The sequence below is a fragment of the Burkholderia arboris genome (assembly GCF_902499125.1).
GTDB lineage: Bacteria > Pseudomonadota > Gammaproteobacteria > Burkholderiales > Burkholderiaceae > Burkholderia > Burkholderia arboris.
The window spans coordinates 125,856-138,306 of the sequence record NZ_CABVPX010000019.1 but is presented as its reverse complement, the minus strand read 5'-3'; the positions used below and the strand labels follow the sequence as shown (position 1 = coordinate 138,306).

The 12,451-nt window shown below is 66.4% G+C and carries 13 protein-coding genes; 8 read left to right on the top strand and 5 right to left on the bottom strand.

Annotation, left to right across the window (positions count from 1 at the left end):
- Positions 1-11 precede the first annotated feature (11 nt).
- Positions 12-704 carry a response regulator gene (locus BLA15945_RS22905; protein WP_006401494.1) on the bottom strand — a complete coding sequence of 231 codons (693 nt, stop codon included), beginning with the start codon at positions 702-704 and terminating at the stop codon, positions 12-14.
- Between the two features lie 122 nt (positions 705-826).
- Here BLA15945_RS22905 and BLA15945_RS22900 point away from each other — a divergent pair, with 122 nt between their 5' ends.
- Positions 827-1,057, top strand: a complete 231-nt coding sequence (locus BLA15945_RS22900; protein ID WP_006756491.1) for a DUF3717 domain-containing protein — start codon at positions 827-829, stop codon at positions 1,055-1,057.
- Positions 1,058-1,149: 92 nt separating this feature from the next.
- On the opposite strand, the gene BLA15945_RS22895 is transcribed toward BLA15945_RS22900, so the two are convergent.
- On the bottom strand, positions 1,150-1,527 hold the full coding sequence (locus BLA15945_RS22895) for a 4a-hydroxytetrahydrobiopterin dehydratase (RefSeq protein WP_265095824.1): 378 nt from the start codon (positions 1,525-1,527) through the stop codon (positions 1,150-1,152).
- A 60-nt stretch (positions 1,528-1,587) separates the two neighbouring features.
- Positions 1,588-2,514 (bottom strand): phenylalanine 4-monooxygenase, encoded by a 927-nt coding sequence (gene phhA, locus BLA15945_RS22890; protein WP_174993442.1) that lies wholly within the window; start codon positions 2,512-2,514, stop codon positions 1,588-1,590.
- A 106-nt stretch (positions 2,515-2,620) separates the two neighbouring features.
- Between phhA and BLA15945_RS22885 the strand changes: the two genes are divergently transcribed.
- Entirely contained in the window at positions 2,621-3,106 is a 486-nt protein-coding gene (locus tag BLA15945_RS22885; protein ID WP_006408082.1) for an Lrp/AsnC family transcriptional regulator, read from the top strand.
- Between the two features lie 68 nt (positions 3,107-3,174).
- Here the strand turns inward: BLA15945_RS22885 and BLA15945_RS22880 are convergent, their stop codons facing one another.
- Together BLA15945_RS22880 and BLA15945_RS22875 are read right to left on the bottom strand one after the other, a co-directional pair.
- Positions 3,175-3,708 carry a class IV adenylate cyclase gene (locus BLA15945_RS22880; protein ID WP_174993441.1) on the bottom strand — a complete coding sequence of 178 codons (534 nt, stop codon included), beginning with the start codon at positions 3,706-3,708 and terminating at the stop codon, positions 3,175-3,177.
- Between the two features lie 130 nt (positions 3,709-3,838).
- Complete coding sequence (locus tag BLA15945_RS22875) at positions 3,839-4,738, bottom strand: LysR family transcriptional regulator (protein WP_059232809.1); 900 nt, start codon at positions 4,736-4,738, stop codon at positions 3,839-3,841.
- Positions 4,739-4,924: 186 nt separating this feature from the next.
- Between BLA15945_RS22875 and BLA15945_RS22870 the strand changes: the two genes are divergently transcribed.
- The 6 genes from BLA15945_RS22870 to BLA15945_RS22845 all read left to right on the top strand — a co-directional run bounded on the left by BLA15945_RS22870 (position 4,925) and on the right by BLA15945_RS22845 (position 11,839).
- Positions 4,925-6,610, top strand: coding sequence for a GMC family oxidoreductase (locus BLA15945_RS22870; RefSeq protein ID WP_174993440.1), 1,686 nt, complete (start codon positions 4,925-4,927; stop codon positions 6,608-6,610).
- Positions 6,611-7,043: 433 nt separating this feature from the next.
- Positions 7,044-7,823 (top strand): ABC transporter ATP-binding protein, encoded by a 780-nt coding sequence (locus BLA15945_RS22865; RefSeq protein ID WP_174993439.1) that lies wholly within the window; start codon positions 7,044-7,046, stop codon positions 7,821-7,823.
- On the top strand, positions 7,820-8,575 hold the full coding sequence (locus BLA15945_RS22860) for an ABC transporter ATP-binding protein (protein WP_174993438.1): 756 nt from the start codon (positions 7,820-7,822) through the stop codon (positions 8,573-8,575). The genes BLA15945_RS22865 and BLA15945_RS22860 overlap by 4 nt, the downstream gene beginning before the upstream one ends.
- 77 nt (positions 8,576-8,652) lie before the next feature.
- Entirely contained in the window at positions 8,653-9,852 is a 1,200-nt protein-coding gene (locus tag BLA15945_RS22855) for an ABC transporter substrate-binding protein (protein WP_059232806.1), read from the top strand.
- Between the two features lie 128 nt (positions 9,853-9,980).
- On the top strand, positions 9,981-10,865 hold the full coding sequence (locus tag BLA15945_RS22850) for a branched-chain amino acid ABC transporter permease (protein ID WP_059232805.1): 885 nt from the start codon (positions 9,981-9,983) through the stop codon (positions 10,863-10,865).
- Complete coding sequence (locus BLA15945_RS22845) at positions 10,865-11,839, top strand: branched-chain amino acid ABC transporter permease (protein WP_059236539.1); 975 nt, start codon at positions 10,865-10,867, stop codon at positions 11,837-11,839. Before BLA15945_RS22850 ends, BLA15945_RS22845 begins: the two co-directional genes overlap by 1 nt.
- Positions 11,840-12,451: the final 612 nt, after the last annotated feature.

The following is a 12,451-nucleotide window of genomic DNA, read 5'->3' as shown; positions in this document are numbered from 1 at the left end:
CGTGGCCCGGCTCAGACGCTCGCGGTCTGGCGGATTTCCTGCAGCAGGTAGCCGAAGCCGCGCACCGTGACGATTTCGACACGGCACTGCTCGAGTTTCTTGCGCACCCGGTGCACGTAGACTTCGATCGCGGTGTCGCCGAGATCGCCGCCAAAGTGCGTGAGGTGATCCTGCAGCTGGGCCTTGCTGACGACGCGGCCGTGACGCAGCAGCAGCATTTCGAGCACCGCGAATTCGCGCGGCGACAGTTCGAGCGGCTTGTCGTCGTTGAAGATGCGGCGGTCGACGCCCGACAGGCGGACGCCGCCGAGCGACACTTCCGGACGCGGCATGTCGCTGTGCGGGCCGCTGCGGCGCATCACCGCGCGGATGCGTGCTTCGAGCTCGGCCGGCTCGAACGGCTTGAGCATGTAGTCGTCGGCGCCCGAGTTCAGGCCCTGGATCCGGTCGTTCAACTCGTCGCGTGCGGTCAGCACGATCACGGGCGTGTGGCGGTTGGTCTGGCGGAAGCGCGTGAGCAGCGTCATCCCGTCGATGCCCGGCAGGCCGAGGTCGAGGATCACGAGTTCGTGGCGGTTCTGTGCCAGCGCCTGTTCGGCAAAAATGCCGTCATGCACCATGTCGACGGTGAAGCCAGCCTGCTCGAGGCTGCTCTGGATACCGCGTGCGATGGGGCGGTCGTCTTCGATCAGAAGGAGTCGCATGAAGTTCGCTCAAGTACAATGGGTTGGCGGTTCAGGCACGCGGACAGCACGACGCCGTTTCCACAGGGGCGCCGCTTCGCCTGACATCAAGCATGGCGGCCAGCGAACGATTAAATCCAATCATGTCCGATATTTCGATCCACGACCTAGAAGCCGCGATCAATTTCTGGCGCGCCCGCTCGCCGTCGAGCGGCGACGAACTCAAACTCTGCGAAGAGGCCAGCGCGCTCTCCAAGCCGTATGCGCTGCTGATTGTACAGCGCGAAGGCGCGCTGCAACTGGAAGGTTTGGACCCCAAGGCGCGGAAAGCGTACGAGACTTACGTGCGCCTTAAGGATGGCTTGGAAAGCTGAAGGCTTTCGCTCACTACATCCTAGAAAACGTTCATCGAAATGAAAAGTTGACGCGCCGCGCATCGAAAGATGCGCGGCGGTAGAGGCGGGACTCAGGCGGCCGGTTGCGCGTGTGCGCCGGCGCGGTCGATGAACAGCGCGAGTTCGATGTCGCGTTCGGTCAGGCCGTCGGCGTCGTGGGTCGACAGCGTGACGTCGACGCGGTTGTACACGTTGAACCATTCCGGATGGTGGTTCATTTCCTGCGCCTTGATCGCGACGCGCGTCATGAAGCCGAAGGCTTCGTTGAAATCGGCGAACCGCAGGCTGCGCTGGATTGCGTCGCGGCCCGGCACGGCCGTCCAGAGCGGCAGGCCTTCGAGCCGGGTCTTGCGTTCTTCTGATGTGAGCTTGTGGATCATCTTGCACCTCTCGTTCGGTAACGGCACCCGCGCACGGCTGCGCCGCGCGGCGAAGCCGGCACCGTTCATTGTTTCATAGTTGCGGAAAGGGTGACCGGCGGCGGGCGGCCGGCTGCGGCACCCGGCATGTCACGCGTCGGCGTCGGCGGGCCAGCCTTCGCCCGTGCCGCGATGCAGCACGCGATCGGTATCCAGCACCGCGCCGGCCGCGAATTCGGGCAGCGCCGCGAGCCGGTCGGCCAGTGCACGGCCGTCGACGTCGGCGAGCGCGAACAGCTGCGCGAAATCGTCGATCACGAAGTAGGTCTTCTGGAACGTGTCGATCCGGTACTTCGTGCGCATCACGCGCTCGAGCTCGAAACCGAGCCGGTTCGGCGCCGCGCTTTCGAGGCTGTACAGGCTCTCGCCCTTGCTCGACACGATTCCGGCGCCATAGATCGACAGCCCGTTGGTGCCGCGCGGGTCGCGGATCAGTCCGAATTCCACCGTATACCAGTAGAGCCGTGCGAGTCGCGCCAGCGCCGCTTCGTCGTCGGCGACCGCGAGCGCGGTGCGGCCGTACGCCTGCATGTAGTCGGCGAACACCGGGTCGATCAGCAGCGGCACGTGGCCGAACAGGTCGTGGAAGCAGTCGGGTTCCTGCAGGTAGTCGAGCTGGTCGGGGCGGCGCATCCACCAGGTGACCGGGAAACGCCGGTTCGCGAGGTGCTCGAAGAACACGCGATCGGGCACAAGGCCCGGCACCGCGACGATCTCCCAGCCGGTCGCGGGTTTCAGCTGGCGGTTCACGTCGGCGAACGACGGCACGCGGTCGGCCGGCAGGTCGATCTTGCCGAGGCCCGCGACGAACGCGTCGCAGGCACGCCCGCGCAGCAGCGCCGACTGGCGCGCATAGAGCTGCTTCCACACCGCGTGGTCGACCTGGCCGTAGCGCTGCAGCGGCTGGTCGATGGTGAAATCTGCGCGGGTTTCGAGGCCCGCGTCGAACTGCTCCTGCAGTTTCGCGGTGACGACGGTGGACATGATGAGGCTCTGCACGCTGTGGTTGGGAACCATGCAAGTGTAGAGCGGGCGGCGCGCGGAATGGGCGCATAGTTGGCGCTGATTCGCCTGTTGATGCGATAATTGCGCATCAAATTACGAATCAATGCGGAGAATGCTCATGCTGGAACTCGATCATTTCGATCTCGCGCTGCTGGACGTGTTGCAGCGCTTTGGTCGCGCGACGCATCAGCAGCTCGGCGAGGAGGTGCCGCTGTCGCCGTCGCAGATCGGCCGGCGGCTGCAGCGGCTCGAGGCGGCTGGCGTGATCGAAGGCTACCGCGTGATGCTGCGCCCGGAGAAGCTCGGGCTCGGCGTCACCGCGTTCACGAGCCTGAAGCTCAAGCACCACGGCGATTCGATCATCGAGCAGTTCCAGCAGCAGATCGACGTGCTGCCCGAGGTGCTCGAATGCCATGCGGTGGTGGGCGATGCCGACTACCTGTTGCGGATCGTCGCGCCGGACCTGAACGCGCTGTCGCAGTTCGTGATGAAGAAGCTGATGCGCGTGCCGGGCGTCGACAGCGTGCGCTCGAACATCGTGCTGACGACCTTCAAGCGCAACGGCGCGCTGCCGCTCGCGCATCTGGCGCCCGGCGCCGCATAAAGCAGTGACGGGGCGGCGGCCGCGCTGAAGGCGGCACGCGCTGCGCGGCCGCCGCCGGTGGGGCCGGATCAGGCCGCTTCGTGTTGCGTGTCGGCGTTCAGCAGGTCGACATACGCGACCGCGACGAGATCGTCCTGCGCCACGCCGAGCTTCGCGAACACGTCGTGCGCTTCGGCTTCGCCGCCGGCTTCGTCGTCGTCAGGGCCGAGCACGACTTCCAGTTCGATGAAGTCGCCGAGGCCGTCGACGCGGTCGAGATGGATGCGCGTGCGGCCCGCGAGGTACACGTGCCGTTCCTTCGTCACGATCCCGCGCGTGGTCAGCGCGGTCGCGAGCAGCGCGTGCATCGCGTCGGCGTTCGTCACGGGGCTGCGCGTGTAGTACGAAGCCTTCGGGCCGTCGCGGTCGTCACGCTGATAGAAGATCAGTTCGGCCGGCGTGCCGTCCTCGAAGCGGCGCAGCTTCAGCCGGCCGCGCGGCACGTCGTAGAAGAAATCCTGCTGGCGGTAGAACAGCGGCGCTTCGGTCGCGAGCTTGGCAGCCTGTTCGCGCAGCCGGTCGAATTCACGGGCGCGGGCTTTGATCTCGATGTTGCGGGCCATGCGGGTCTCCTTCAATCGGGGTCTCGCGGTGTGCGAACGCACAATCTAGCAAAAACGCGGAGACGGTGGCGTGACGGCCGGTGTGGCGCGATGACGCGTCCGCATGCGAACGCCGCGTCATCAGCGCCGCTCATATCGCCCACTGCGTCTCGATCAGCCGCAGCGCGGCCGCGATCGCCGGCTCGTCGCGGCGCTCGGCGAGCGTCACGAACGTCAGTTCGGTCGGCACCGTCACACGTTCGACGATCGTCAGTGCATGCGCGTGCGCTTCGGCCAGCGCGGTCGAGTCGCGCGCGAGCGTCAATCCGATCCCCGATTTGACGAGGTCGAGCATCGACTGCTCCTGGTCGACCTCGGCGACCTTCACGGGTTGCGCGCCGGCGTCCGCGAAACGCCGCGACAGCAGCCGGTGGTGTGCGGACGCGGGCGGCGTCCAGATCCACGGCAGCGCGGCGAGCGCGCGCCAGTCGTGCGCGCGCTGCACGCGCTCCTTCCAGCCGGCCGGCGCGAGCACGCGGTACTGGAAATGCGTGAGCGTGACGGTGTGGAACAGCGCGCCGTCGAGCGGATCGTCCTCACCCGGCCGGCCGATGTAGTAGCCGACGTCGAGCGCCTGCGCGCGCACCTGTTCGATCACCCAGCCCGACATTCCGTGCCGCAGCGCCGTCTCGATCTGCGGGTGGGTTTCGACCAGCGCGCGCAGGAAGCCGCCGAGCCGCAGGAAGCCCGGATCGAGGATCGTGCCGATCCGCAGCCGGCCGCGCACCTCGTGCCGCAGCGCAGCAGCGGCGCGCTGCACGTCGGCAGCCGCGGCGAGCGCGCGCTCCGCATGCGGCAGCAGCGTCTGGCCGTCGCGCGTGAGCGCGAGCCCGCGCGACGTGCGCGTGAACAGCGTGACGCCGAGCGTTTCCTGCAGATGCTTGATCTGCAGGCTGACGGCCGGCTGCGTCAGGTGCAGCTGCGCGGCGGCGCGCGTCAGGTTGCCTTCGCGCGCGACCGTCGCGAAGGCGCGGAGCAGGGTGAGATCCATCGTCGTGATATGAGCGCAGCTTATAACGCAGTTCAGCATAACTCATTGGATCGGCGGCCGGCTGCGGGAGTACGCTTCCTCGGGTCGTGGCGCGCGCGGCCGCCAGCGCGGCCCGCGACGCACTATGCTGAAAATGCGCGCGGCATCGCGCCGCGCGGCGCACAACAAGGAAGAAGGGGACACGCCGTGAGTACTCAACGTACGCTCGAAGGCGAATTCGATTACGTGATCGTCGGCGCGGGCACCGCGGGCTGCGTGCTCGCGAACCGCCTGACCGAGGATCCCGACATCCGCGTCCTGCTGCTCGAAGCGGGCGGCAAGGACGACTATCACTGGATCCATATCCCGGTCGGCTATCTGTATTGCATCGGCAACCCGCGCACCGACTGGCTGTACAAGACGCAACCCGAAGCGGCGCTCAACGGCCGCGCGCTGTCGTATCCGCGCGGCCGCGTGCTCGGCGGCTGCTCGTCGATCAACGGGATGATCTACATGCGCGGCCAGCGGGAGGATTACGACAGCTGGGCGGATGCCACCGGCGACGCCGGCTGGTCGTGGGACAGCGTGCTGCCGATCTTCAAGCGCAGCGAGGATCACCATGCGGGCGCGAGCGACGCGCACGGCGCGGGCGGCTACTGGCGCGTCGAGAAGCAGCGGCTGCGCTGGGAGATCCTCGAATCGTTCGCGCAGGCAGCGCAGCAGACAGGCATCCCCGCCACCGACGATTTCAACCGCGGCGACAATACCGGGGTCGGCTATTTCGAGGTGAACCAGAAGCGTGGCGTGCGCTGGAATACGTCGAAGGCGTTCCTGCGGCCCGCGATGGCGCGGCCGAACCTGACCGTGATCACCGGCGCGCAGGCGCAGCGCGTGATCTTCGAAGGGCGCCGTGCCGTCGGCGTCGAGTATCACGGCGGCGGCACCGATTACGTCGCGCGGGCGCGCTCGGAAGTGCTGCTGACGTCCGGCGCGGTGAATTCGCCGCAGCTGCTCGAACTGTCGGGAATCGGCGACGGCCGGCGGCTGCAGGCGCTCGGCATCGACGTCGTGCAGGATCTGCCGGGCGTCGGCGAAAACCTGCAGGATCACCTGCAGTTGCGGATGGCGTATCGCGTCGAAGGCGTGCGCACGCTCAACACGCTGTCCGCGCACTGGTGGGGCAAGCTGATGATCGGCGCCGAATATGCGTTGCTGCAACGCGGGCCGATGTCGATGGCGCCGTCGCAGCTCGGCGCATTCGCGAAATCCGATCCGGACGATCCCGCGCTCACGCGCCCCGATCTCGAATACCACGTGCAGCCGCTGTCGCTCGAACGCTTCGGCGAGCCGCTGCACAGCTTCAATGCATTTACGGCGTCGGTGTGCCATCTGCGGCCGACATCGCGCGGCAGCGTGCACGTCACGAGCGCCGATCCGGGCGTCGCGCCGGCGATCGCGCCGAACTATCTGTCGACCGACCACGATCGGCATGTCGCCGCGAACGCGCTGCGCCTGACGCGCCGGATCGCGTCCGCGCCGGCGCTCGCGCGCTATCGTCCCGCGGAAATCCTGCCGGGTACGCAATATCGCAGCGAGGCCGAGCTGATCGAGGCGGCCGGCGCGGTCGGCACGACGATCTTCCACCCGGTCGGCACCTGCCGGATGGGGCGTGCCGACGACGAACGCGCGGTGGTCGACAGCCGGTTGCGCGTGCGCGGCATCGCCGGGCTGCGGATCGTCGATGCATCGGTGATGCCGTTCATTACATCGGGCAACACCAATTCGCCGACGCTGATGATTGCCGAGCGCGCGAGCGACATGATCCGCGCCGATCGCCGCGCGGCGCGCGAAGCGACCCCGGTGCGAACCGACGCCGCGGTGACGGTTGCGTGACGGCACGCTGACACGCGCGACAGCGGGCCGTCATGAAAGCGCCCGCTGATTCGCTATGCGAAACAAGCTGTCGTCGCGTTTGTTCGAACGGCACGATCCATGCAGGCCGCGCAGTCGCGCGGCTTTTTTCATCGCGTGCGTGCCGGGCATGCAGGAAGGTCAACGCGCGATGATGCACGTGTCAAAAAAACAGCGCGAAAAATCGTGCTCAGCCGCGTGCGATATAGCGGTCGGCCCTATAAGTGCAAATCCCGATGATTGCACTGCACCAACGGCGCGACAATGTTGCGCAATGTGCATACGCGTCGGCGCGGGAGACCAACCCTCGAGGCGTAACACGGCGCCCGGGGGCAGCCCGCTGATCCGCTGACCTGTTCGCGGTCGCTCGCGCCAGGCTTCCCGGTGCTTCGCCTGACTTCGTACGGAAGGGAACATGATTTTCGGCGACACGATTCTGGAAACACGCGGACTGACAAAAGAATTCAGGGGCTTCACCGCCGTGAACGGCGTCAACCTGCGTGTGCGCCGCGGCGCGATTCATGCGCTGATCGGGCCGAACGGCGCGGGCAAGACCACCTGCTTCAACCTCCTCACCAAGTTCCTGACGCCGACGGCCGGCCAGATCGTCTTCAACGGCATCGACATCACCGACGAGCGGCCCGCGCAGGTTGCGCGGCGCGGCATCATCCGTTCGTTCCAGATCTCGGCCGTGTTCCCGCACCTGACCGCGCTGCAGAACGTGCGCATCGGCCTGCAGCGCGCGCTCGGCACGGAATTCCATTTCTGGCGCAGCGAACGCACGCTGAAACGGCTCGACGATCGCGCGATGGACCTGCTCACGCAGGTCGGCCTCACCGATTTCGCGCACGTGCCGACCGTCGAACTGGCATACGGCCGCAAGCGCGCGCTCGAGATCGCGACGACGCTCGCGATGGAACCCGAACTGATGCTGCTCGACGAGCCCACGCAGGGGATGGGCCACGAGGACGTCGACCGTGTGACCGCGCTGATCAAGAAGGTCGCGAGCGGCCGCACGATCCTGATGGTGGAGCACAACATGAACGTGATCGCGGGCATCTCCGACACGATCACCGTCCTGCAACGCGGCGAGGTGCTGGCCGAAGGCTCGTATGCGGAGGTGTCGAAGAATCCGCTCGTCATCGAGGCCTACATGGGCAGTGCCGACGCGGCGCTCGCGGGGGCGCACGCATGAAGCACAGCGAACGGGAGGAACGCGAATTGAGCGGCGTCGAGAGCGGTACGCCCGCGCTGGAGATCACGGGCCTGGAGGCCTGGTACGGGGAATCCCACATATTGCACGGTGTCGACCTGACGGTGCATCGCGGCGAGGTCGTCACGCTGCTCGGCCGCAACGGCGCGGGCCGCACGACGACGCTGCGCGCGATCATGGGCCTCACGGGCCGCCGCAGCGGGTCGATCAAGGTCGCGGGCAACGAGACGATCGGCCTCGCGACGCACCGCATCGCACATTTCGGCCTCGGTTACTGCCCGGAGGAGCGCGGGATCTTCTCGAGCCTGTCGTGCGAGGAGAACCTGATGCTGCCGCCGCTGATCGGGCCGCGCGAGCATGCGATGTCGCTCGACGAGATCTACGCGATGTTCCCGAACCTCGCGTCGCGCCGGCAGAGCCAGGGCACGCGGCTGTCCGGCGGCGAGCAGCAAATGCTCGCGGTCGCGCGGATTTTGCGCACCGGCGCGAACCTGCTGCTGCTCGACGAGATTTCCGAAGGCCTCGCACCGGTGATCGTGCAGTCGCTCGCACGGATGATCGTCGCGCTGAAGGCGCGCGGCTACACGATCGTGATGGTCGAACAGAATTTCCGCTTCGCCGCGCCGCTCGCCGACCGCTTCTACGTGATGGAGCACGGCAGCATCGTCGAGCATTTTCAGGCGGCCGAACTGGAAAGCAAGATGCCGACCCTGCACGACCTGCTTGGGGTGTGACGCCGCCCCGTTTCCCTAGCCGCTAGCCGTGGCGGCCCTCGAACAACCACAACGCATCAGAACAACAGGAGACGTCAATGAAAATGAAGACCCTCGCACAGGCCTGTCTCGCGCTCGCGACCGCCGCGCTCACCGCCGGCGCCGCACACGCGGCGGATACCGTGAAGATCGGCTTCATCACCGACATGTCGGGGCTTTACGCGGACATCGACGGGCAGGGCGGTCTCGAGGCGATCCGCATGGCGGTCGCCGATTTCGGCGGCAAGGTGCTCGGCAAGCCGATCGAGGTCGTCTACGCCGATCACCAGAACAAGGCCGACATCGCCGCATCGAAGGCGCGCGAATGGATGGACCGCGGCGGGCTCGACCTGCTGGTCGGCGGCACGAATTCGGCCACCGCGCTGTCGATGAACCAGGTTGCGGCCGAGAAGAAGAAGGTCTACATCAACATCGGCGCGGGCGCCGACACGCTGACCAACGAGCAGTGCACGCCGTACACGGTCCACTACGCGTACGACACGATGGCGCTCGCGAAGGGCACCGGTTCGGCGGTGGTCAAGCAGGGCGGCAAGTCGTGGTTCTTCCTGACGGCCGACTACGCGTTCGGCAAGGCGCTCGAGAAGAACACGTCGGATGTCGTGAAGGCGAACGGCGGCCAGGTGCTCGGCGCGGTGCGCCACCCGCTGTCCGCGTCGGATTTCTCGTCGTTCCTGCTGCAGGCGCAGGCGTCGAAGGCGCAGATCCTCGGCCTCGCGAACGCGGGCGGCGACACGATCAACTCGATCAAGGCCGCGAAGGAATTCGGCATCACGAAGACGATGAAGCTCGCCGCGCTGCTGATGTTCATCGACGACGTGCACAGCCTCGGCCTCGAGACGACGCAGGGCCTCGTGCTGACCGACAGCTGGTACTGGAACCGCGACGCCGCATCGCGCCAGTGGGCGCAGCGCTACTTCGGCAAGATGAAGAAGATGCCGTCGAGCCTGCAGGCGGCCGACTACTCGTCGGTGACGACCTACCTGAAGGCCGTGCAGGCCGCCGGGACGACCGACTCCGACAAGGTGATGGCCGAGCTGAAGAAGATCAAGATCAACGACTTCTACGCGAAGGGCTACATCCGCCAGGACGGCAGCATGATCCACGACATGTACCTGATGGAAGTGAAGAAGCCGTCGGAATCGAAGGAGCCGTGGGACTACTACAAGGTGCTCGCGACGATTCCGGGCGAACAGGCGTTCGGGACCAAGCAGGAATCGCGCTGCGCGGCCTGGAAGTAAGCAGGGCGTAGCGGCGCGCACGGGCGCGCCGCTCGGTGGCGGCTGCAGCGATGTGCCCGCTGCGCCGCCCGCGCGTGCAACGTGAAAAAGTTGCGCGCGCAACGAAACTCATTCTGACGGCTAAGTCGATGGAAATCTTTGGCATTCCGTTGCCGGCGATGCTGAGCCAGTTGCTGCTCGGGCTCGTCAACGGCTCGTTCTACGCGATCCTGAGTCTCGGGCTCGCGGTGATCTTCGGGCTGCTCAACGTGATCAACTTCGCGCACGGCGCGCTGTTCATGCTGGGTGCGATGCTCGCGTGGATGGGCCTGTCGTACTTCGGGCTCCCGTACTGGGCGATGCTCGTGCTGGCGCCGCTGGTGGTCGGCGCGTTCGGGATCGCGATCGAGCGCTCGATGCTGCGCTGGCTGTACAAGCTCGATCACCTGTACGGGCTGCTGCTCACGTTCGGCCTCACGCTGGTCGTCGAAGGCGTGTTCCGGTCGATCTACGGATCGTCGGGCCAGCCGTACGACGTGCCGTCGCAGCTGTCCGGCGCGACCAACCTCGGCTTCATGTTCCTGCCGAACTATCGCGCGTGGGTCGTCGTCGCATCGCTCGCGGTGTGTCTCGTGACGTGGTTCGTGATCGAGAAGACGCGCCTCGGCGCGTACCTGCGGGCGGGCACCGAGAATCCGAAGCTCGTCGAGGCGTTCGGCGTGAACGTGCCGATGATGATCACGCTCACCTATGGCTTCGGTGTCGCGCTCGCCGCGTTCGCGGGCGTGCTGGCCGCGCCGGTGATCCAGGTGTCGCCGCTGATGGGCCAGCCGATGATCATCACCGTGTTCGCGGTGGTCGTGATCGGCGGGATGGGCTCGATCCTCGGCTCGATCGTCACGGGCCTGCTGCTCGGCGTGATCGAGGGCTTCACGCGCGTGTTCTATCCCGAAGCGTCGGCGACCGTCGTGTTCGTGATCATGGCGATCGTGCTGCTGTTCCGCCCGGCGGGCCTCTTCGGCAAGGAAAAATGATGCAGAGAAAAGTGCTCTACGGCGTGCTGCTCGCCGCACTGCTCGCCGCGCCGTTCATCGGTGCGTATCCGGTGTTCGTGATGAAGGTGCTGACGTTCGCGCTGTTCGCAGCTGCGTTCAACCTGCTGATCGGCTATACGGGGCTGCTGTCGTTCGGCCATGCGATGTTCCTCGCGACGGCCGGTTATGCGACCGGCTATTCGATGCAGACGCTCGGTTTCACGCCGGAACTCGGCGTGCTGGCCGGCACCGTCGCCGCGACGCTGCTCGGGCTCGTCGTCGGGCTGTTCGCGATCCGCCGGCAGGGCATCTACTTCGCGATGATCACGCTCGCGTTCGCGCAGATGGTCTACTTCATCTATCTGCAGGCACCGTTCACGCACGGCGAGGACGGCTTGCAGGGCGTGCCGCGCGGCCACCTGTTCGGGCTGCTGGACCTGTCGAACGACGTCGCGCTGTACTACGTCGTGCTCGCCGTGGTCGTCGCCGCATGCGCGTTCATCGTGCGGGTCGTCCATTCGCCGTTCGGCCAGGTGCTCGTCGCGATCAAGGAGAACGAAGCGCGCGCCATTTCGCTCGGCTACGACACCGACCGCTTCAAGCTGCTCGCGTTCATCCTGTCGGCCGGGCTCGCGGGGCTGGCCGGCTCGCTGAAGGTGCTCGTGCTCGGCTTCGAGACGCTGTCGGATGCGTACTGGACGATGTCGGGCCTCGTCGTGCTGATGACGCTGGTCGGCGGGATGGGCACGCTGTTCGGGCCGCTGCTGGGCGCGGCGCTGATCGTCGCGCTGGAAGACCGGCTCGGCGACATCGGCGAATGGCTCGCGTCGACGACGGGCGTCGCGTGGTTCCATTCGCTCGGCGAATCGGCGACGATCGTCACCGGGCTGATCTTCATCGCCTGCGTGCTTGCGTTCCGGCGCGGCATAGTCGGCGAGATGGTTGCGCGGATCAAGCCGCTCAGGGCGTCCTGAATGCGTGCAGCGCGCGTCACCGGGCGTTGATGCGAAGCACCATCCGGCATGCTCCGGAAGGGCGTCGCAGCGGGCTCGGGCCGGCGCCGCGCGGCCGGCTGGTGCCCCATTTTCGTGCGGCGATGCACCATAGGGGTAAATGCTAAGTTGTCGCAGTATGAAAGGTCCTTTAATCTTCGTCCTAGTTCTGATGCACCGCGAAACGAATTTGCAGGTGGAGAACGAGGAGACAATCGAGGCACAAAGTGCCCGGACCCCAAAGCGCTGTTGGACGGAATCCAACAGCGCTTTTTCATTTGCGTGCACGGATTGCCACCGATGGTGCATCGGCCGGCGCGATCATCCTGTCGCGCCTGCATTCGCACCGCCTCTCTTCCGCGCTTCGCGTCGTCCCTCCGCTTTTCCTGTTCCCGTGATTCGTTTGCAGACGGCGCGCCATTGCGCACGCGCTGTCCGGGCTTACCCGGTTGGCGTGCGCGAAACGCGTCCGTTACACTCAGCTTTCGCCGACCGCGCGGTCGGGAAAACGGTCGGCAGTTCTCCTACAAGCAGAATGCAGAAGAGGGAGTGCGGTTGGATGAGCAGCGCAGGACGATGGTTCGGGGCAGGAGG